Source organism: Saccharomonospora sp. NB11, assembly GCF_015910535.1.
Classification (GTDB): domain Bacteria; phylum Actinomycetota; class Actinomycetes; order Mycobacteriales; family Pseudonocardiaceae; genus Saccharomonospora.
Genome location: NZ_JACBJG010000006.1, coordinates 183,870 through 204,385, shown reverse-complemented (window position 1 = coordinate 204,385; position 20,516 = coordinate 183,870). Strand labels below are relative to the sequence as shown.

Below are 20,516 nucleotides of genomic sequence, written 5' to 3'. Positions count from 1 at the left end.
CCTTTCACAGCGTCGTCTCAGCGGCTGAACCGCACCGGCACCTCGTTGTCGTCGCCGAGCACTCCGCTGACCCGCACAGCTCCGCTCGCGACGTCGAAGATGTTCCCGTCGATGCGATACGCGGAGCTTCGCTCCTGGTCACCGCCGCCCTGACCACCACCGGCACCACCTCCCATGGCGCCCATACCGCCCATCATGCCCATGCCTCCGCCACCGCTGCTCGACGTGGCTCCGCCGCTTCCCTGCAGTGTCGACGGCGTGGGACCGTCACCTCCTGGTGCCACACCAAGTCCGGCTCCGGATGGGCGGGGCTGGTCGGAGCCACCGGGTTCCGTCTCGGGCAGCTCACCGCCACCGCCACCACCGCCGAAGGCACTTCCACCTCCGCCGCCGACAGCCGCCGGGTGAGTGCTGCCGGAGGAGTCACTCATTTCTGCACTGGCCGGGCCGCTGGAGACATCGGCGTTCGTCTCGAACGCAGCGGGCGTTCCCCCGACATTGCCTCCGCCTGCAGCGGCTGGAGCAGCCTCCGCGCCGGACGCAGAGAAGGCACTCGCGGCAGCACCGTCAGGACTCCCGCCCCCCTGCCCTCCGGCTGCCCCGGGTAGTGGTTCAGCCGTGTGCCGAGGGTCGGCAGCAGGGTCCGCTTGAGCGGGCATCACGCGCACACCTTCGTCGAACGACCCCTTGCCGTCCTGTTCGGCACCGAGGGTGTAAGTGACGGGGTCGTCCTTGCCGTTGTCGACCGTGATGACGGTGGGGCCGTCAGGACCATCGGGCTGTTCTGCGACGATCTCGAGGTCCCCGTCCTTGATGTGGATCTTGCCGTCGGGACCGGGTCGGTACACCTGCTTGGACTCGCCGTCGGAGCCTGTCGGACCGAAGTCACCAGTCTTGTCGTCACCGGGCTCCTCGCCCGGCTCGACATCAGTGCCGAAGTCGAGCTCGTACTCGCCGAACTCACCGTCACTGTCCTCGACGGTGATGCTCATCTTTCCGTCGTCACCAGGCTCCGTCATGGTGAACTTCTGATCGCCGTGTTCGACGGTCAGCGTGCCCGGACCACCCGCATCTTTGATCGTTTCGCCGGTCTCCGGGTCGATGGGGTACGGCTCACCGGTCTCCGGGTCGATTTCCAGCGGCTCGCCCGTCACCGGATTCGTCGCTGTGTCGGGCTGCTGCCCCAGGAGCTCCTCCGCGCTCGGAACCGTCGCTCCGCCCCCGGGGACACCACCACCCGGCATGCCACCGCCAGGCATCCCGCCCCCGGGGCCGCCGGTTTCCACCCCGGACGGGCTCGTCGAGTCCCCACCTTGGCCAAGGTCCGCGGTCGGATCGTTCTGGATTACCAGGGTGAGTTCCTGCACGGCGAGGGAGTAGTTGTTGTCCATTTGTTCGACGTGCAGTTTGGCTTGGGTGTGGAAATGGTTTGCCATCTCCTGGTAGGACTGGCAGAACCCGGCGAGTACCTCTTTCGCCGAGTCCAGCATCTCCGTGAAGGTGTCCTCGAATAGCGCGATAACTCCCTTGTTCAGCGCGGAGTCCGCTACCCACGCCGCAGACAGGGCGTCATCGACATCGGAGACGGTCAGACCAGCTATCTTCCCGTCGTGATAGAGCCGGAACAGCTCCTCCGAGAAGTGAACGACCGTGTCTTCCTGCACCGTCGTCACCTCGTCGAGTCCGGATGACGCGGACATCAACGCATCCTGCAGCGCCTCGGACCCGTCCGAGAGGTTCTTGTTGACCTGCTCGGCCGAGGCTTTGGCGTCGCCCGTCCAATCCTCGGTGCCTTTCCAAGCCGAATCGAGTGCCGCTGCTTTGTCGGCCACAGCGGAGCCCGACGACCGCAACATATCCACATCAGCACGGAAGGCTGCGAAATCGATGCCCCGAAACTCGTCGAGTCCGGCACGCAGGCTCTCCGGGTCGATTCCCGAATGCGTGTACTTTGCTGTGCCGAGCTCGTCGCCACTGCCCGTGAAGGCATTGCTGTCTACCGTCGGCAGTTCCCGGGGCCCCGACTCCACCACGACGGGCGTCTCGATGACCTGCTGAGCTACCTGATAACGCGAGTAGAACTCCGCGAACCACTGGATGATGACCTCGGTCTGATCGACGATCTCGTCCGAGGTGGAGAATCCGCCCGCGCTCACCACTTCATACGAACGCCGCACGTCCCCGTCGAGGTTCTCGGTCCGTGCGGTGGTGAGGGAGCGGCGAGCGTTCGTCATGTTCGCATCGATGTCACTACCGCCCCACTTGACGTCGAAGGCGTCGGCACCGATCTCGGACGCGTAACGGTCGATCTCGTCATCGCTCAGGCGGTCTGCATTCGAGAGCGCGTACAGGAAGTTCTGCTTGACTTCCTTGGAGACGTCCTCGTCATCGAGCATCGACCTCATGTAATCGAGCTCGTCGGGCGTGAACTTCTCGTTGGCGCGCGCCTTGTTGCTCTCTTTGCGCCATGGGTCAACGAACACGTTTACACCTGCTTCGAGGCGATCATGTCGGTGCTGACAGCTTCGCCATCCTCGTAGGACTTCGCCGCCTTCGACAGGCGATCACCGAAGTCCGCGACTTTCTCCCCGTGATGCTTCACGCGTTCCTTGTACAACTCGATCGCATCGGCGTAGTGGGACGCGGCGTGGGTCCACGCTCTGCCGAACTGCGCGCTCGACACCCCCGTTTCGATGCGGCCCGCCTCGTCGACCAGCTCTTCACCGATCTGTCCGTACGCCGTACCCGTCGCATCCAGTTTCCCGGGATCGACGGTCTGACCGCCCGCCACAACGCCCCCTCGCGCGCTCTCTCGAAGACTTGCCTGTGACTGCGCTGCCGAACGCAGTCACTCGAAGAGGTTACCTAGTGACCGGTGGTTCGCGGGGCAGATTGTCGCTTTCACCAAAACGACGTCGTCGTCAACCCACCGACGCGACCACGCCCGCCAGCCGGTCGGCAGCGGTCTGGGCGGTGTCGGCGTCGGGTGCCTCGACCATGACCCGCACCAACTGTTCGGTGCCGGACGGGCGCAGCAGCACCCTGCCCTCGCCTCCCAGCTCGGCCTCGACCGCCGCGACGGCGTCCCGCACCTCCGGCGCGTCGGCGACGGTGGTCTTGTCCGTGACCGGCACGTTGACGAGCACCTGCGGAAGCCTGCGCATCACCGCGGCCAGCTCGCGCAACGGCGTGCCGGTGACCGCGACACGGTTCATCAGCTGCAGAGCGGTGAGCAGACCGTCCCCCGTGGTCGCATGACCCGGCAGCACCACGTGCCCTGACTGTTCCCCGCCGAGCGAGTACCCGCCCGCACGCAGTTCCTCGAGCACGTAGCGATCACCCACGGCCGTGGTGCGGACGGCGATGCCGCGCTCCTTCATCGCCAGGTGAAGCCCCAAATTGCTCATCACCGTGGCCACTAAGGTGTCGTCGGCCAGCTCACCCGACTCGGCCATACCGACCGCGAGCACGGCCATGATCTGGTCGCCGTCGACGAGCTGACCGTCGGCGTCGACGGCGAGACAGCGGTCGGCGTCCCCGTCGTGCGCGATACCGAGGTCCGCGCCGTGCTCCACCACCGCCGCGGCCAGTGTCTCGGGATGCGTCGATCCGCACCTGTCGTTGATGTTCACGCCGTCCGGCTCCGAGTGCAGGGCGATGACCTCCGCCCCCGCCTTCCGGTACGCGTCCGGCGCGGCGACGGAGGCCGCCCCGTTGGCGCAGTCCACCACGATACGAAGTCCGGCCAGCGACGTCGTCGTGGTTTCGAGCAGGTGCGCGACGTACCGGTCGACGGCGTCGGTGACCTCCGTGACACGCCCGATCTGCGCCCCGGTCGGCCGAGGGCCGGACGCGTTCAGGCGGTGCTGGATCTCGTCCTCGATACCGTCCGGAAGCTTGTGCCCGCCATCACCGAACAACTTGATGCCGTTGTCGGGCATCGGGTTGTGGGACGCCGAGATCATGACCCCGAGGTCGGCGGACAGCTCGGTGACGAGATGAGCCACCGCAGGCGTGGGCAGCACCCCGAGCTTCAACACGTCCGCACCGGCCGACGCCAGGCCCGCGACGACGGCGGCCTCCAGCATCTCGCCGCTCGCCCTCGGGTCCCGCCCGACGACGGCCACCGGCCGGTGCGAGCGGTCGTGGGCTGCCAGCACCCGCGCCGCGCTGGCGGCCACCGCCAGCGCCAACTCCGGGGTGAGCTCGTCGTTGGCGAGGCCGCGAACCCCGTCAGTGCCGAAAAGGCGAGCCATTATTCGTCGACCTCCGTCATCGCGAGCACGTGCGAACCGACTTCAACAACCTAGCGATTCCACGATGCGCGCCCGTCTCCCCATGAACCACTCGACCGCGTTCCGCGGGCTGAACGCGGTTGGGGCGACAGGGGCGACCATCGTCGTCACGGGGACCCACCACAGCCGTGGCACACCGGCCCTGGAAAAAGCCCAAGCGCCCACCCGACGTGCGGATGGGCGCTTGGGCACAAAACTGCGGATCAGCGCTTGCTGTACTGCGGCGCCTTGCGGGCCTTCTTCAGACCGTACTTCTTGCGCTCGGTGGCGCGGGCGTCACGGGTGAGGAAGCCGGCCTTCTTCAGAGCCGGACGGTCGTCACTGTCGATCTCGGCCAGCGCACGAGCGATGGCGAGCCGCAGCGCACCGGCCTGGCCCGAGATCCCACCGCCGGTCAGGTTGGCGTGGATGTCGAACGAGTCCGGCTTCTCGACGGTGACCAGCGGCTCACGGATCAGCTGCTGGTGGACCTTGTTCGGGAAGTACTGCTCAAGGCTCTTGCCGTTGAGCTTGAACTGGCCGCTACCGGGCACCAGACGCACCCGAACGACCGCCTCCTTGCGACGGCCGACCGTCTGCGCGGTGCCACCGGCAGCCCGAGACGGCTTCGGGGCGGCGGGCGTCTCGCTGGTCACGACCGCGTCGACGGCGGTCTCGGTCTCGGTGCTGGTCACAGACTGTTCCTCACTCACTGGGTCACCTGAGCGATCTTGGTGATCTCGTGCGGCTGGGGCTTCTGCGCGGCGTGAGGGTGCTCCGGCCCGGCGTAGACCTTGAGCTTCTTCGCCTGGGCACGGCCCAGCTTGTTCTTGGGCAGCATCCCCTTCACGACCTTCTCGACCAGTCGCTCGGGGCGGGTGTCGAGCAGCTCGCCGAACGAGCGCTTGCTCAGGCCACCGGGGTAACCGCTGTGGCGGTACGCGAACTTCTGCTCGCGCTTGTTGCCGGTGAGCGCCACCTTGTCAGCATTGACGATGATGACGAAGTCACCGGTGTCCACGTGCGGGGCGTAGGTGGGCTTGTGCTTGCCGCGCAGCAGCGTAGCGACCTCGGTCGCCAGCCGGCCGAGCACGACATCCTCGGCGTCGATCACGTGCCAGGCACGAGTGACATCGCCGGGCTTAGGGCTGTACGTGGGCAAGGGTCTACCTCGTCGTCAACTGTTGCTTCTGGGTCAATGCGGCTTGGCGCGTGCTGCTCGGGCGCGCACAACAACAAGTGAAGATACCCGGTCACTGAGAACGAGGTGAACCCGGGGGGTCCGCGCCCTCCGACATACTAGTCTTTCCGCCAGCGCGCGCGACATGACACCCCAGGGGGACGGACGATGAAACAAGGCCTGCGCAAAGTCGTGGCACTGGGTGCCGTCCTCCTGCTGGCGGCGGGCTGCACCACGGGCCGCGTGGGCGAGCCGATCCCCAACGGCGACGACGTCGCGAAGTACGTCGGGACGAAGTTCTCGGCCAACCTCGACCGTCTCGCCGACGATCTCGGGGAGAACGAACCCCGCAAGAGTCGCCTGCAGTCGTTCATGCGCGTCGGCGAGCTGAAGAGCGACATGACGGTCACCGCCATCCAGGTCGGCAGCCCTCCCACGCGCTTCTACAAGAACCACTCCAACCGCGACTCCGCCGACTACCGCGACTACCTCCTGCCCGCGGGCAGTGACGTCGAGTACACGCTGCTCGGGCCCGACTACGCCTCGCTCGCGCCGACGCCGTGGGTGTCGATGCCGTACCGGGGACGGGGGCTCGACATCTGCTTCTGGGGCGGCTACCTGACGGTCTGCAAGATCTTCCACGCCGTCAACCGGTCCATGGAGAACAACCAGGTCGACAAGACCGCCAAGAGCCTCGCCGACGGAAGTACCGAACTCACCATCGGCATGCCACTGCGCATCTTCCTGGAGGAGCGCATTGTCGTGCTCCCCGACTGGCTGCTGGAGGAGATCCCCGACTCGCTGCTCGGGGAGACGATCGAGACGCGCATCCTGCTCGACCCGGAGGGCGAGCTGAAGGAGATCGGGATGGAAGCCCTGTTGTCCGGCGGCGGTAGCGAGGTCGAGATCAAACAGCTCTACGAAGTGCTGGAGCCGCCGACCGAACACGACGTCCCGCGCGTACCCGATCCCGACGAGGTGACCGCGCTCACCACCGACAAGGAGATCGACGACTTCTACGACGCGATGGCGGCGATCACCAGCAGCCGTGAATGAGCTGTCCTGCAGGTCCGGACGAACACACGAGGAATGCCGATGACACAGCCGGGACCCCAGTGGTGGCAGCCCGAAGGTCAGCAAGGGCCGCCCAGCGGACCGATCCCCCAGCCGAGCGCCCCGCCCTACCAGGGGCAGACCCCGCAGCCATCGACGTTCGGGGGTTCCTTCTCCTCCTCCTACGGCGGCTTCGGCGCATTCGACACCGAACCGCTTGGCTCCGACGGCAAGAAGTCGCGCACACCGTGGATCGTCGGTGCCGTCGCGCTCGTCCTGCTCGCAGGCGGTGGCGCGGTCGCCTGGTTCAGCGGCGCCTTCACCAAGGACGTGCTCGACTCGGAAGCGCTCCGAGACGGGATCGCCACCGTGCTGCGGGACAGCTACGGCGAGCAGAGCGTCGGCAACGTCAACTGCCCCGAGGATCAGCAGATCACCGCCGGGCACACCTTCGACTGCACGGTCGACGTGGCGGGGAAACCGAAGACCGTCAGCATCCGTGTCCTCAACGACAAGCCCCAGTACGAGGTCGGCGCCCCGCACTGATCGTTCCACATCGGACGGCGCGCCGACTGTCCGAAATGGTTCGCAAACGAAAGAACCGGGCCCGCTGTCGCGGAGCCCGGTTCCTCGTGGAGCCGAATCAGAACATCCCCTGGATGCCCTTGTCGGTGGCCTGGTAGCCGTCGGCGATCTGCGGCAGGGCGGTGGCGATCTGGGCCAGGACCTGCTTCATCTCGTCGAGCGACTGGTTCCACTCGTTCTGGCAGTGCTGCCAGGCCTCCATGGCCTCACCGCTCCAGGAGTCGACCAGCGGGGCGAGGCGAGCCTTGAGGTCCTCGAACAGCGCGTCCAGCTCCGAACCGGTGCGCTGGCAGTCCTCAGCAGCGGTGTGGATGGTGGCGTAATCAACAACGATGCCGTTCGGCATGGTTCCTCCCGTTCAGTGAAAGCTTGTGAATGGCGAGCTGTGTCGGATCAGAGGCCGCCGAGGGCGTTGCCGATGTTGCTGATGGCGGCGTTCTGCTCCTCTTCCGCCTGCTGGTACTTGACACCGGACTGCTGGAGCAGCTCACCGATGTTGCCGAGCGCCTCGTTCAGCTTGCGGGTCTTCTCGTCGAAGGCGGCCATCACGTTCTGGAAGGCCTTCGCCGCCTCGCCCTGCCAGCCGGCCTGCGTCGCCTCGATGTTGTTGCGCAGCTGGTTGAGGTTCTGGTCCATCGACGCCTTGATCTGGTCGACGTCCTGGTACGCCTGCTGGAACTGCTCCGGTGTCCCGGTAAAACCGCCTGCCATTTGGGTGTTACCCCCTTCGCTCGTGGGTGCCGTACTTCGTTGGTACTGGCTCTACGACGGAGACAGTGCCACGTCCGGTTCCGCGTTGTCGCCCAAAGTGGTCAAGTAGTTGCGAGCGTGAATGCGATGGCCTGGAACCGGTGCCGTGGTGGGGGCCGGCTCACCGCGTTTCGCCTGCGAAACGCGGTGGTAGGGGGCCGTCAGTTGGTGAATTCGAGGGTGCGAACGATCTGCTCGCAGGCGGTTCGCACACGCGTTGGAGCCTGCGCCTCCTGGCAGCCGATGCTCACTTGAGCGGTACCGCGCGCAAGGACGTACCACTGCACCGTGGCGGCAGGCTTGCTCTCCTCGTAGTGGATGACGTCGCGCCCCGCGTACTCGTAGTGCTCCGCGAAGTCGGAGTAGACGTCGGGAGCCGCGCTGGTCAACTCACGCAGTTCGCGGGCTAAACGCGGTCGTTGGGCCTCCCCGTCGTACGGCAGCACGATCTCCTGCACCACGACGAGGTCGTCGTCGGCCGTGTCCTGGGCTTCCTGCGGCTTCACGACGACCTGCCGGGCCTCCACGTTGTCGTCGGTCTGCGTCCAGTCCGCCGGGGCGACGAACTTGTAGGAGTACTGGGCGTACGTGCGCCCTTCGACGGTCCCCTCGTCGCCGCCCTCGGTGACCGCCAACGTCAACGCGACAGCCGCGGCGACGAGAGCCACCGCCGTCACGATCGCCGCGACGACGACGCGACGGCGACGCGGCGAACCGGATGGCGTCCCGGAAGCCCGCTCCTGGAAATGCGCGGGAAGAGTCTGCCCTCGCGGTGGCGAAGGCGGCCCGAACGGCGCGGACATCGTCGGCGGTCGAGGCGTGGCGACACCAGGCGAGGCGAACGGAGCTGCCCCACCGCGTGGTCCCTGCAATGCCATCACCGGACCGGGACGCTGCGGAACCGAGGCACGCGGCGGTGTACCGGGCTTCGCGACGACCTCGGTGCGATGATCTCCCCCCAGGTGCCCTCCTGCTGCGCGGGCGGACGTGGTGCCCGGCAACACACCCGTGCGATCGGGCAACACCTGCACCGCGCGCAGGGCACCCCGTGCCACGACGGTCTCGGGTTGGTCCAGCGTGGTCGGGACCACTCCCGTTCGCTCGTGCACGAGCCTCGACACCATCGGGATCCGGCTCGAACCTCCGACGAGGAAGATCGCCGTCAATTGCTGAGGACGCAGACCTGCTTCCTCGATCGTCGCCTTGGTCAGCTCGGCGGCGCGTCCCAGGGGCGTCCGCACGAGCCGTTCCAAGTCCTCGCGCGTCACGTGCGCGTCGGCGAACGGCGGCGGCATCGGCACGTCGGTGTACGCGTGCCTGGACAACGTCTCCTTCGCCCCGCGCACGTCCTGTCGCAGCACGCGTCGACGTCGTCGGTCCGCCAGTTCCCGTCCTTGGACGAGCTGCTCCCAGGCGTCGACGTCGGCCTTCGAGACGAGAGACCCCACGTGTTCGAGCAGCGCCTGGTCGATGTCCGCGCCACCGAATCCCGGGTCGCCACGGGTGGCCAGCACCTCGAAGTGGTTCTGCCCGTTCGACTGCGCTCGGCGCACCACGCTGACGTCGATCGTCCCGCCACCCAGGTCGAGCACCGCCGTGGTGTCACCGGGTCGGCCGCTGAACTCGACGGTCCGTTCCTGGTTCACCTCCGTCGGCGCGAAGGTCGACGCGTGGAACACCGCCGCCGCCACCGGCTCGGGAACGAGGGCCACCTCGTGCGCCAGCCTCCCTGCGGCCTGGCGCAGCAGTCGCGTGCGCAGCGCACCCCACTCGGCAGGGTGCGTGAGCACCAACAACGACACTTCGGCATTGCCCGCGATACGGCGCGCTTCCGACACCGCACGCCGCAACACGGCGTGGACGACGTCGACGACGCTCAGCACCGTGTCCCCGAGCAGCAGCTCGCCCTCGTCGATCCGCCGTTTCGGATGTGGTTCGAACCGCGAGGGGTCGACCGCGGCCTGTCGCTCGGCCTCCTGACCGACGAAGAGCGTGCCGTCCTGAGCCGCGTACACGGCCGACGGCATGATCGGCTGGCCGTCGATGACCACGACCTGAGGTTCGCGCCCGTTGACGGAGGCGACGACACAGGTGCTCGATGTCCCGAAGTCCACCGCCACCCGCAGCGTCACAACCGCTCCCGCCTCCCTGGTTCCTACCTCATCGTCGTTGTCCGAAGCCCGTTCGTCGAGAGTCGTGTCAGGACAACGTGGTGACGTACGGCCGCCGGACGCGACGACCGTACGTCACCTTCGTCATTCTGGCGCGATCCACGACACCTGCATGAGCTTCTTGCCCACCTTCCGGCTGACGAAGTAGCCACGTCCCGGCGGCATGGGTCCGGCCTTGACGTTGCCGAGCAACTGGCCTTCGTCCTTGGACCCGTTCATGACCAGACCCGGCATGGCGAGTTCCTTGAGCTTGCCGATGATCGGGTCCATACCGGTGCGTGCGGCACCACCGGTACGGCGGGCGACGACGACGTGCAGGCCCACGTCCTTGGCCTGGGGCAGGTACTCGGCCAACGGTCGCAACGGGTTGTTGGTGGAAGTCGCGACGAGGTCGTAGTCGTCGACCACCACGAACAGCTCCGGCCCCGTCCACCACGACCGGTCCTTCAACTGCTGCGGAGTCACGTCCGGGCCGGGCAGCCGCTTGGCCATCGACTGCGCGACCTCCTTCATCATGCCGTCCAACTGGTTGGCCGACACCGCGTAACCGAGCAACTGGTCGCCGTCGACGAAGCCCAGCATCGTACGCCGGTAGTCCACCAGAATGATGAGCGCTTCCTTCTTGGTGTACCGGTCGGTGATGCCACGCACGATCTGCCGCAACAGGTTCGTCTTCCCCGACTCGCCGTCGGCGTAGGCCAGGAAGTGCGGATCAGCATTGAAGTCGAGATACATCGGGGCGAGCTCGTCCTCGTCGACACCGATCGGGATGAGCTTGCTGTCCTTGTGCTTGTCCTGGAGCAGCAGCTCCTCGTACGGCATGACGTCGGGCAGCAACCGCACCTGCGGCGCATGCCGACCCTTCCACGCCGCCGAGATCTTCTTCACCGCGTCCGTCACACCGTCACCGAGGTCGGCGTCGTTGCTGGAACCATCGATCCTCGGCAAACCACTGAGGAAGTGCAGCTTGTCCCGCGTGAGCCCGCGACCCGGACGACCAGCAGGAACATTGACCGCCACCCGGCGGTCGATATCCGACTCACTTGGATCACCGAGCCGCAGCTCGAACCGCGTGCCCAGCATGTCCTTGATCGCGGGACGGATGTCAGCCCACCGGTTGGACGCGATGATGACGTGCACACCGTAGGTCAGACCCTGAACCGCCAGCTTGGTGATCTGCGGCTCCAGCTCGTCGAAATCGTCACGCAGGGCACGCCACCCGTCGACGATGAGGAACGCATCCCCGAACGGATCCTGCTCGGCGGTGATGTCACCACGACGCTTCCGGTTCCGGAAATCGTTCATCGAGTCGACACCCAGCGCCCCGAAGCGCGCCTCCCGCTCGTTGACCAGCGTCGTCAGCTCCGCAACGATACGACGCGCCTTGTCCGGCTCACGCCGCGCGACAGCCACACCACCCACGTGCGGCAGACCGTCCAACGCGGCCAGCGTCCCACCACCGAGGTCGATGCAGTAGAACTGCGCTTCCTCCGGCGTGTGCGTCAACGCCATCGACATGATCAACGTACGCAGCATCGTCGACTTGCCCGACTGCGGACCACCCACGACGACACCATGACCGGCACCACCCGAGAAGTCCGCCCACAACGGGTCACGACGCTGCTCATACGGCCGGTCGACGATCCCCAACGGCACCTGCAACCGACCATTGCCGAAGAACCCCACCGGCGACAACCCACGATCCTCCGTGGGATTGAGGTTCGGCAACAACGTGTCCAGCGAGTTCGGCTCCTTCAACGGCGGCAACCACACCTCGTGGGCAGGCGGCCCCTGGCCGACGAGCCTGCTGACGATGACGTCGAGCTCGCTCGGTTCGACAGCTTCCTCGGACTGTTGCTGCTGCGGCTGCTCGACGGGCTCGGGCTCGGGCTCCGGCTCCTTCGGCAGCTCGACGAAGTCGGGCACGAACAGCTGCGGTCGCTTGTCCGCGCGCACGACCTTCGCACCCGGAGCGGCGGTCTTGATACCCGCGGGCCGGTAGGGCCCCGACACGTACGACGCCTTGAACCGGACGAGCGTGGAGGTGTCGTACTTCAGGTACCCACCACCGGGCACCGACGGCAGTTCGAACGCGTCCGGCACACCGATCGCGGCTCGCGACTCCGCAGCCGAGAAGGTCTTCAGACCGATGCGGTACGAGAGGTGCGAGTCCAGACCACGCAGCTTTCCTTCCTCGAGACGCTGCGAGGCGAGGAGCATGTGCATCTGCAGCGACCGGCCCAGACGACCGATCGCGACGAACAGGTCGATGAAGTCGGGCTTCGCGGACAACAGCTCGGAGAACTCGTCGACCACGATGAACAACGCGGGCAGCGGGTCGAGGTCGGCGCCGTTCTCGCGCGCCTTCTCGTACTCCCACACGTTCTTGAAGTTGCCGCCGTTCTTCAGCGCTTCCTGGCGGCGGTTCATCTCGCCGGCGAGCGCATCCTTCATACGGTCGACCAGCGTGACCTCGTCCGCGAGGTTCGTGATGACCGCGGAGACGTGCGGCGCCTTGTCCAGACCGAGGAAGGTCGCACCACCCTTGAAGTCGACGAGCACGAAGTTCAACGTCGTCGAGGAGTGGGTCGCCAACATGCCGAGCACGAGGGTGCGGAGGAACTCTGACTTACCGGAACCCGTCGCACCGATGCACAGACCGTGGGGGCCCATGCCCTCCATGGCCGCTTCCTTGATGTCCAGCTCGACCGGCTGGCCGTACTCGCCGACGCCGAAGGGGACGCGGTAGCGGTCGCGGATCGGCCTCGGCCGCCACGCCTGCTGCACGTCGAACGTCATCGGGTCGCCGGGGATGCCCAGCAGCTCGAGCAGCGAGGGGTTGGACAGCAGCGGCTGTTCCTCGCTGTCCTCCGCGGCACCGGTGCTCATGCGGTACGGCGAGAGCTTGCGCGCGAGCGCCTCGACCTCGACCAGGCTCAGGGTGTCCGGACGACCGAACCACTCGACACCGCCGGCGCTGCGGGCGCCGAGACGCTCCTCCTCCACCACGAGGCGAAGACCGCGACGGGCGGCGAGGTTGCCGATCGAGTCGGACAGGTCGATGAGGGTGACGCCGACGAGCCCCTCTTCCAGGAGGATCTGCTCCTCACCGGTGACCTCCGCGTCGTCGAGCACGATGACGATGTGCGGCTGGTCGGGCGCGGGCGTGGCGTTGCGGGAGAACCGCTGCCGATCACGCAGCTCCTCGTCGAGCCAGTGCTCGACCTGCGCGAGCGAACCGGTCATCATGCGCAGCTGACCGATGCCGTCGGACAGGCTCGGGTGCTGGACGTGGGGCAGCCACTTGGCCCACTCCCACTCCTCCTTGGCCCGACCGGTGGTCGCGATGGCGATGAGGACGTCGTCGGGACTGTGGAACGTGACGAGCTGGGCGAGCATGGCCCGTGTCAGTCCCCGCGTCAGCGACTTGTCGCCCTGCATCGCGACGGCCGCGAATCCGCGCAGCGTGATCTGCGTCGGCAGGTCCGGCACGATCGAGTGGGCACGGACGAACCGCCGCAGCGCGAGCGTCGCGATCGGTTCGAGTTCGTCGACGGGACCGGTCTGCGGAGGCACGAGGCGGGTGGCGAGCCGGTGCGAGCTGCGTCCCACGCGGAGGTGCAGGAAGTCCTGGTCGCTCTGACGCCGTTCCCACATGCGCCGGGTGGACGCCATCGACCACAGCGTGTCCGGATCCGGATGGACCCATTCCAGCGACGCCCGCTGATCGATCATCGCTTCGCGGGCGCGATCCCGCATCTGCCCGAGGTACCGCAGATAGTCCTTGCGGTCCTCGTTCATCTCGGCCTTCTTCTGCTGACCGCCCTTGCCGCCGCCGGCGAACATGCCGACCATCGACATCATCATCATCAGCGGCATCATCAGCATGAACGGGCTCGGTGTCCGCTCACTCGCGGTGAACATGAAGACGACCATGCCGAGCATGGCCACGATCATGACCACCGGCATCAACTTCATGATGATGTTGCCGGGGATCGTCCTCGGGACCTCGGGTGGCGGCTCGAGGTGCACCTCGCCACCCGGTGGACGGGGCGCAGCCAGCCTTGGCGACCGCTTGAACTGCAGCGTGCTCACCGAAAGGACCCCTCTTCGACTCGGCGACTGACGGCCCGTGAGGAAAGCACGCACCGGCACTTTCGCCGGAACTGCCCCCACACGTGGCCCGGGTGCGTTAATACTAGGGCGGCATCAGGACACCATGGGGCTGGTTCGGGAAGGTTACCGGCCCGCAGGCGGGTTGTTTCCGCGACGCGGTATAAACACCCTGCGGCGAAATCTCCAGGTAGGGGGCGAAAAGGTGGCAACGGGCACGACAGTATTCAGCAGGGTCACGGTGGTCGCACCGCGAACCCGCATCGATGTCGCGCTTCCTGCCGACGTGGCGGTGGCCGACCTCATGCCCATGTTGCTGGAGATGGCAAAAGAGGTCAGCCCCGACGGCGGCGCCCGTCACGGTGGGTGGGCACTCGCGAAATTGGGCGACGCTCCCCTCGACCCGAGCCGCACGCTCGCCTCGCTCGGCATCGTCGACGGCGAACTGCTCCAACTTCGCAAGCGGAACGAAAATCCACCGCCACCGCTCTACGACGACGTCGTCGACGCGATCGCCGAAGCGGAACCCGACAGTTTCCGTCCGTGGACCAAGGAAACCGCGCAGCGGATCGGACACGTTGCCGGCGCGATCGCTCTGCTGAGTGCCGCACTCGCGTTGTTCTTCGCGGGCCCGCTCTACGGCGGTAATGGACTGGCCATCGCGATCACCGGAGGTGTCGCCGCGATCGCCTGCGTGGCCGTGGGCGCCACGCTCGTGAAGGCGTACGACGCGCAGTCGACAGGGGTCGTCATCGCCGCGGCCGGCGGACTGCCACTCGCGTTCGTCAGCGGCTTCTACATCGTCCCCGACGTGACGGTCAGAGCGAACCTCCTGTTGGCCAGTGCCCTGGTCGTGGTCGTCGCCGCCGCCTGCATCGTGCTGATGGGCACCGGTCTCACCGTGTTCATCGCCGCGGCGACGGCAGGCGTGTTCGGGGTCCTCGCCTTCCTCGTCGCCACGCTGATCGCCCACCCGACCCCCGGTATCGCGGCCGGCACCGCCGCCGCCGCGCTCGCGGGCATCTCGATGCTGCCGAGGGCCACCATCTGGCTCGCCAAGCTGCCGCTGCCCCACATTCCGAACACCGCCGAGGAGCTCAAGGAGGACACGGGCTACCCCGACTACTCCTCCATCGAGCGCAAGACGAGCGCCGCGCACAACTACATGACCGGCCTGCTCATCGGCAGTGGTTCGGTCACCGCCATCGCCTCGATGCTCACCGCGACGTCGGGAGACATCTGGGGCGTCCTGACCGCGGTCATCGCCACGCTCGTGCTGCTGCTGCGCGCCCGCACCTACGCCAACGGCAGCCAGGCCGTCGCGCTGCTCACCACCGGCATGATCTCCGCCGCGGGCATCGTCCTCGGCTGGATGTGGACGGAGGACGCCGAAGGCCGCCTGCTGTGGGTGTTCGGCACCATCATCGTGCTCGCGGCCGCCGCGCTCGTGCTGGGTGTCGTTTTCCCGAACCAGCGCTTCACCCCGCCGATGCGGCGTGCGGTGGAGATCTTCGAGGCGGCGTGCATCGCGTCGGTGCTTCCGCTGGCTCTCGCGGTGATGGGGCTCTACTCCACGCTGCGCCACCTCGACATCGGGTGACCCACTCCACTCGCGCCACGACTTCCAGGGGGGTTCGCGTGCGTTCGGCCCGGACGATGAAACAGAGCAGGGCGTTGGCGCTCGCCGCCGCCATCGGTGTCGCCGGGTCGGCACTGGCACCGGTGCCGGCGTTCGCACAGGAGACGCCCGATTCCGGCGACAGCGGGAACCACGCCACGCCGCCGCCGGTGGACAAGAGCAAGCGTCCCTCGGCCGACGGTCAGCCGGACAAGAGGTACAAGCAGACCACTGGATGCGTCGAGCAGGACCTGCGATACAAGGACGAGATCCAGAACGCCCCGTGGGGTCAGCGCTACCTGCGCATCGACGAAGTGCACTCGCTCATGCGCTCCACCACGGGCGGCATCGGCCTTCGCAGCGACAACGGCGAGCCCGTGAAGGTCGCCGTGATCGACACCGGAGTGCGCAACCACACCTACTTCAAGCACGACGTCGAGGGTGTCGCCGACTACGTCAAGCGCGACAGCAAGGGGCTCGAGGACTGCGACGGCCACGGTACCGAGGTCGCGGGCATCATCGCCGCGGACACTCCTGACCACATCGGGTTCATCGGTGTCGCGCCCGACGCCAAGATCCTTTCGATCCGGCAGTCCAGCCAGAACTACTCGGTCGACGATGGTGGCGCGGCCGTCGGAGGTGCGCCGACCACTGGGCCCTCTCAGGACAGCCGAACGCAGGATGGCGGAGGCGCGGGAACACTCTCCACGCTCGCCAAGGCCATCGTGCACGCGGCCGACCGAGGCGCCCAGGTCATCAACATCTCGATCAACAACTGCCGTCCCAGCGGTGGCCAAATTACACCGGATGAAGTAAGGCTCCAGGCCGCCATCGACTACGCGGTGAACACCAAGGACGCAGTGATCGTGTCGGCGGCGGGGAACGCGTCCGACAACACGAACTGCGAGCAGAACAGCCAGGCGTTGGCGGAGAACCCGACGACGATCGTGACGCCGCCTTGGTTCGCCGACGACGTCCTCTCGGTGGCTGCCATCGACGACACCGGTTCCGTGGCGGACTTCAGCATGCACGGACCGTGGGTCAGTGTCGCCGCGCCCGGCACGGGCATCATCTCGCTGGACCCCGCGGCCGGCTCGGACGGCCTGGCGAACATGATGATCGACGGCGGTGAAGCGCAGGAGATCAAGGGCACCAGTTTCGCGGCGCCGTACGTCGCGGGCCTGGCAGCTCTGGTCAGGGCGAAGTACCCGCACCTCGATGCCCACCAGGTGATGCACCGGATCAAGTTCACGGCGCAGCATCCAGCGGCGGAGGGCGGCCGTGACAACTTCATCGGCTACGGCGTGATCGACCCCATGGCCGCGCTGACGGCCACGGTGCCTGCCGAGGAGAATATGCCTCCGGCGGAAGCAATCAGCCTCCCGTCGGACATGCCACCCCCGGCCAACCGCAACTGGACGCCGATGGTCGTCGCACTGGCGGGCTCCGGCGGCGCGCTCGCCGCCTTGGGCATCACCCTGTTCGTGGTCCACACCATCCGCCGCAACCGCAAGGACGCCGAAAAACCAGCCCGCCCCTGATAGCGGATCCAGGCCCCGCACTTAGCCCGCTGAACGTCGTGCCAACCAGACCGCGTTTAGCGGGCTAAATGCGCGGAGTGAAAAGGTCCGGTTGCCCGGATAGACGCATCTATTCACAGGCAACGATCGACCGATGCTCCGACGCCTCGCCCCACGGACGACACCCATGCCAGAACAACCCTTCGGAACGCATCGCGTCATTTCAACTATGTGAGCTTCATCTACCCGGGAGGAAACCTCCGATCAAGATCCGCCGAACACCGTACGGTCTAGAAGCGGTACACAATCCGAGAGGTTGATCGCACGCATTTCCATCAATCGATCTCTCACTGACAAATTACTGAAGGAGGACCCGTGCGAGCAAAGCAAGCTCTACCCGCAGCGATTCTGACCGCAGCTGTAGCGGGCGGGATCGGCGTTGTGGCTTCACCAGCTTGGGCAAGCGGGGACGTCACAACCCAGGCATGTGTTCTCAACGCGAGCGGCGTCTCGGTCAAGAACAACCTCCTGACCGGCACAGGTGGCCGATCTGGCTGCAGCAACACCGCAACCCTGAAGATCAGCCTCTATGAAGAAATTCCCTGGTGGCCGGACGACATGCTCGCGAGCATTACGAAGTCGGGAACCAATTTCAGCGAAACGATTTCGGCGTCGTGCACCACGCTTCCGGGTAACTACTACGTAGAAGTGACCAGTTCGACTGGCAACGTCAAGGAAGGTCGACACAGCGACCCCTGTCACTGAGATTGAGGTGTCGGTGTTCGGCGCAGATTCGTGCGCCGAACACCGACACGATCGACCTGATGAACGCCGCTAGCAACGTAGCATTTCGTCAGACGTCAACAACCTTGGTTCCCCCGCCTGACCAGCCGACACGATATGCATTCCTACTACGGTTTCAGCGGCCCGTGATGCATTCCCGAGTTCGGCATATTGCCAGCACGGCAACGACACAGGCCGGGTGGTGGACCTTCGTCCACCACCCGGCCATGATAAGTGCAGTCGTCGCTCAGTTGCCCGCTTCTGCCTGCCCCTCAGGCTGGATCACGGGAACAGACTGCTCGTCGACAGGCACCGTGTCGTACGTCCGCTGAGCATCCTGCGGGTTCAGCGACGGACCTGCCGGCAGTAGCTTGATGATCGCGTCAGGCGCGGGTTCGAGCTTCGTCAGCCCAAGGCCCTGCGCGATCTCCTTGTTGGGTACTCCGTAGCGCACACCCCGGTCGGAGATGAGCTGGATGCTGCCGCGGTGGAAGGTGTCCTTCGTCGTCGCGGTCTGGACCGCAGCGGCGAACCCGGGCTGCATGTAGAAGTTGTCGATCTTCAGACCGTCAGGCGACGGCGTCGCGATCTTCACGACCTGGGGGTTGCCTTCCTTCCCGCCAGGAACCGGCAGCACGCTCGAGATGTACACCGAGGTGAAGGCGTCACGCTGCTCCCCTTCACCGCGGATGTCCCAACCCAGGCAGGCAACCGGGTGCTGGAGCTGGTCGAGCACCGTGGGCATCGTGTCAGGGAAGTGGTCGACGTCCCGGAGGTAACCAGCATCGCCGCGGTTGATGTGCGGCATGGCCTGGACCATGTCCGGCGAGATCGACTCCGCCGAGCTCCCGTTGTTGCCACCGCTGTACAGGATCATGTCCGCCACGGCCGGGGAGATGCGCTGGACGCCGTCCCGCAGCACGACATAGGAGTCGGTGCGCTCGGTCAGCTGCGTCTTGAAGACGGAGCCCACCGTGAGCCCGTTGGCGTTGAAGCTGGGCTGCTCTCCCGCGTACGGGATCGTGGGTGCCTCCAGGCTGCCCACCGAGGGGATGGCGTTCAACAGACCGGTCGAGATTCGCCGCGCCCGCTCGTCGTTCTCGTCGATGCGCAGGGCTGCGGTGACCTCGCTCCTGCTCACATCGATCTCGGCCCGGACCGTGTTGGCGTTCAGCTTGTTGGCGTCGGTCTTCTGCCGGTAGACGAGGTAGTGCTTCTCGTCGTCGGCCTTCACCAACAGGGCCTGGTTCTCAGCGAGTTCGGTCCCCATCTCGGAAACCTTGCGCCCGGCGATGACCGTGGTCTCCGTGATGGCCTGGTCTCTCGCGACCTGCTCGTTGAGCGAGGAATCCACCTTGATCTGGTCGCAGACGCCCCAGTTCGTGGAGATCAACTGACTTTCCGACGGCAACAGGTCCGGACCGTCCGGAATGCCCTGCAATCGACCCTTCGGAATGTCCTTGAGGTGTTCGTCGGACACCACCTCGGGCTGGACGGCTTGAACGGCGCCGCCGCCCTGCGCGTTGCCCTGCTCGTCCCCCTGGTTCTGCGCCATGAGAATCAGACGCGCCGAGGCGAGGTTGAACGTCGGGATCAACTTCTTCGGTTCACCGGCGACCACGTACACGGTCCCGGACTGTTCGCCGATGACGATGCCGGAATCGGGCGCCTTCGGGTCCGGCTTGAAGAAACCGATGATGATGAAGGCGAGCATCCCGAGGCAGCTCAGCACGACACCCACGATGGTGGCACGCGAGTGTGTGCGCATCGGGTCGTGCAGCATCACGGCGTCCTTGCGAACCAAGGCGGACTGCATGCGACGCAGCACGAATTGGTAGGCCTGGACTTGCGACTTTGTTGTCGGTGTTGACGGCATTCTTGACCTACAGCTCTCCCACTCGCGGTACGGTTCCGCAGGATAGCCGTACGGGGACCGTTCGGTGTTGGTTTCTACCAACTCCGGTTAGTGTGCGACTCGCCGGGATCGGCTGTCAGCTCAGTTGCAGGCACAAGGGGAAGAGATCGAGCGGATGTCCGTCAGCACTCCTCCACGTCCGCCGGGCCCACCGCAGGGGCCTCCACCCTCCGCGGGGCGACCAGCGGGTCCACCACAGCGACCGGGGCGCCCCATGGCACCGGGAGCCCCCGGTAGGGGTGCGGGGCCGAGGGCACCGCAGGGCGCGCCACCGGTACCTCCCGGTGGTCCGGGTGGTACCGGCCGTCCTCGCGGTCCACAGGCTCCTGGCGGTGTGCGAGGGCCGAACGGTCCCGCCGGAGGTCCTGGAGGACCGGGCGGACCCGGCGGTCCAGGTGGACCCGGCGGGCCCGGAGGACCAGGAGGCCCCGGAGGACCAGGAGGCCCCGGGGGACCTGGGGGCCCGGGCGGACCCGGCGGTCCAGGTGGACCCGGCGGATCCGGAAGTCCGGGCGACTCCGGTGGTGCTCCGCGGCCTCCCGAGCCGCCGGCAC

At 66.6% G+C, this 20,516-nt stretch carries 15 protein-coding genes; 5 read left to right on the top strand and 10 right to left on the bottom strand.

Translation table 11 applies throughout. The features are described 5' to 3' along the window. Nucleotides 1-17: 17 nt before the first annotated feature. The 5 genes from JAV51_RS11490 to rplM form a co-directional block, all read right to left on the bottom strand. Complete coding sequence (locus JAV51_RS11490; protein WP_197320679.1) at nucleotides 18-2,483, bottom strand: hypothetical protein; 2,466 nt, start codon at nucleotides 2,481-2,483, stop codon at nucleotides 18-20. A 2-nt stretch (nucleotides 2,484-2,485) separates the two neighbouring features. Continuing rightward, complete coding sequence (locus tag JAV51_RS11485) at nucleotides 2,486-2,791, bottom strand: hypothetical protein (RefSeq protein ID WP_197320678.1); 306 nt, start codon at nucleotides 2,789-2,791, stop codon at nucleotides 2,486-2,488. 130 nt (nucleotides 2,792-2,921) lie between these two features. Further along, entirely contained in the window at nucleotides 2,922-4,256 is a 1,335-nt protein-coding gene (gene glmM, locus JAV51_RS11480) for a phosphoglucosamine mutase (RefSeq protein ID WP_197320677.1), read from the bottom strand. A 242-nt stretch (nucleotides 4,257-4,498) separates the two neighbouring features. Next, complete coding sequence (rpsI, locus tag JAV51_RS11475; protein WP_197320676.1) at nucleotides 4,499-4,969, bottom strand: 30S ribosomal protein S9; 471 nt, start codon at nucleotides 4,967-4,969, stop codon at nucleotides 4,499-4,501. 14 nt (nucleotides 4,970-4,983) lie between these two features. Next, on the bottom strand, nucleotides 4,984-5,436 hold the full coding sequence (gene rplM, locus JAV51_RS11470) for a 50S ribosomal protein L13 (protein ID WP_197320675.1): 453 nt from the start codon (nucleotides 5,434-5,436) through the stop codon (nucleotides 4,984-4,986). A 186-nt stretch (nucleotides 5,437-5,622) separates the two neighbouring features. Here rplM and JAV51_RS11465 point away from each other — a divergent pair, with 186 nt between their 5' ends. Further along, nucleotides 5,623-6,510, top strand: coding sequence for a hypothetical protein (locus tag JAV51_RS11465; RefSeq protein ID WP_197320674.1), 888 nt, complete (start codon nucleotides 5,623-5,625; stop codon nucleotides 6,508-6,510). Nucleotides 6,511-6,549: 39 nt separating this feature from the next. After that, nucleotides 6,550-7,053: a DUF4333 domain-containing protein gene (locus tag JAV51_RS11460; RefSeq protein ID WP_197320673.1), complete on the top strand. Its 504-nt coding sequence runs from the start codon at nucleotides 6,550-6,552 to the stop codon at nucleotides 7,051-7,053. A 97-nt stretch (nucleotides 7,054-7,150) separates the two neighbouring features. On the opposite strand, the gene JAV51_RS11455 is transcribed toward JAV51_RS11460, so the two are convergent. The 4 genes from JAV51_RS11455 to eccCa all read right to left on the bottom strand — a co-directional run bounded on the left by JAV51_RS11455 (nucleotide 7,151) and on the right by eccCa (nucleotide 14,108). Next, on the bottom strand, nucleotides 7,151-7,438 hold the full coding sequence (locus JAV51_RS11455; RefSeq protein ID WP_197320672.1) for a WXG100 family type VII secretion target: 288 nt from the start codon (nucleotides 7,436-7,438) through the stop codon (nucleotides 7,151-7,153). A 47-nt stretch (nucleotides 7,439-7,485) separates the two neighbouring features. Continuing rightward, nucleotides 7,486-7,803, bottom strand: coding sequence for a WXG100 family type VII secretion target (locus tag JAV51_RS11450; RefSeq protein WP_197320671.1), 318 nt, complete (start codon nucleotides 7,801-7,803; stop codon nucleotides 7,486-7,488). Nucleotides 7,804-8,003: 200 nt separating this feature from the next. Continuing rightward, nucleotides 8,004-9,974, bottom strand: coding sequence for a type VII secretion-associated protein (locus JAV51_RS11445; protein ID WP_197320670.1), 1,971 nt, complete (start codon nucleotides 9,972-9,974; stop codon nucleotides 8,004-8,006). A gap of 123 nt (nucleotides 9,975-10,097) precedes the next feature. Then, on the bottom strand, nucleotides 10,098-14,108 hold the full coding sequence (gene eccCa / locus JAV51_RS11440; protein WP_197320669.1) for a type VII secretion protein EccCa: 4,011 nt from the start codon (nucleotides 14,106-14,108) through the stop codon (nucleotides 10,098-10,100). A gap of 223 nt (nucleotides 14,109-14,331) precedes the next feature. Here eccCa and eccD point away from each other — a divergent pair, with 223 nt between their 5' ends. The 3 genes from eccD (at nucleotide 14,332) to JAV51_RS11425 (ending at nucleotide 18,029) form a co-directional block, all read left to right on the top strand. After that, nucleotides 14,332-15,726 carry a type VII secretion integral membrane protein EccD gene (gene eccD / locus JAV51_RS11435; protein ID WP_197320668.1) on the top strand — a complete coding sequence of 465 codons (1,395 nt, stop codon included), beginning with the start codon at nucleotides 14,332-14,334 and terminating at the stop codon, nucleotides 15,724-15,726. Between the two features lie 56 nt (nucleotides 15,727-15,782). Beyond that, a complete protein-coding gene (gene mycP, locus JAV51_RS11430) occupies nucleotides 15,783-17,285 on the top strand; it encodes a type VII secretion-associated serine protease mycosin (protein ID WP_231641896.1) in 1,503 nt (500 codons plus the stop codon). A 354-nt stretch (nucleotides 17,286-17,639) separates the two neighbouring features. Continuing rightward, nucleotides 17,640-18,029 carry a hypothetical protein gene (locus JAV51_RS11425; protein ID WP_197320666.1) on the top strand — a complete coding sequence of 130 codons (390 nt, stop codon included), beginning with the start codon at nucleotides 17,640-17,642 and terminating at the stop codon, nucleotides 18,027-18,029. A gap of 265 nt (nucleotides 18,030-18,294) precedes the next feature. Here the strand turns inward: JAV51_RS11425 and eccB are convergent, their stop codons facing one another. Then, nucleotides 18,295-19,923: a type VII secretion protein EccB gene (gene eccB, locus JAV51_RS11420; RefSeq protein ID WP_197320665.1), complete on the bottom strand. Its 1,629-nt coding sequence runs from the start codon at nucleotides 19,921-19,923 to the stop codon at nucleotides 18,295-18,297. Between the last annotated feature and the right edge of the window lie 593 nt (nucleotides 19,924-20,516).

Bases quoted from the DNA above. Each gene is read 5' to 3' on its own strand.
- glmM (WP_197320677.1), bottom strand. From the start codon at position 4,256: ATGGCTCGCCTTTTCGGCACTGACGGGGTTCGCGGCCTCGCCAACGAC.
- JAV51_RS11465 (WP_197320674.1), top strand. From the start codon at position 5,623: ATGAAACAAGGCCTGCGCAAAGTCGTGGCACTGGGTGCCGTCCTCCTG.
- JAV51_RS11460 (WP_197320673.1), top strand. From the start codon at position 6,550: ATGACACAGCCGGGACCCCAGTGGTGGCAGCCCGAAGGTCAGCAAGGG.
- JAV51_RS11455 (WP_197320672.1), bottom strand. From the start codon at position 7,438: ATGCCGAACGGCATCGTTGTTGATTACGCCACCATCCACACCGCTGCT.
- JAV51_RS11450 (WP_197320671.1), bottom strand. From the start codon at position 7,803: ATGGCAGGCGGTTTTACCGGGACACCGGAGCAGTTCCAGCAGGCGTAC.
- mycP (WP_231641896.1), top strand. From the start codon at position 15,783: ATGAAACAGAGCAGGGCGTTGGCGCTCGCCGCCGCCATCGGTGTCGCC.
- eccB (WP_197320665.1), bottom strand. From the start codon at position 19,923: ATGCCGTCAACACCGACAACAAAGTCGCAAGTCCAGGCCTACCAATTC.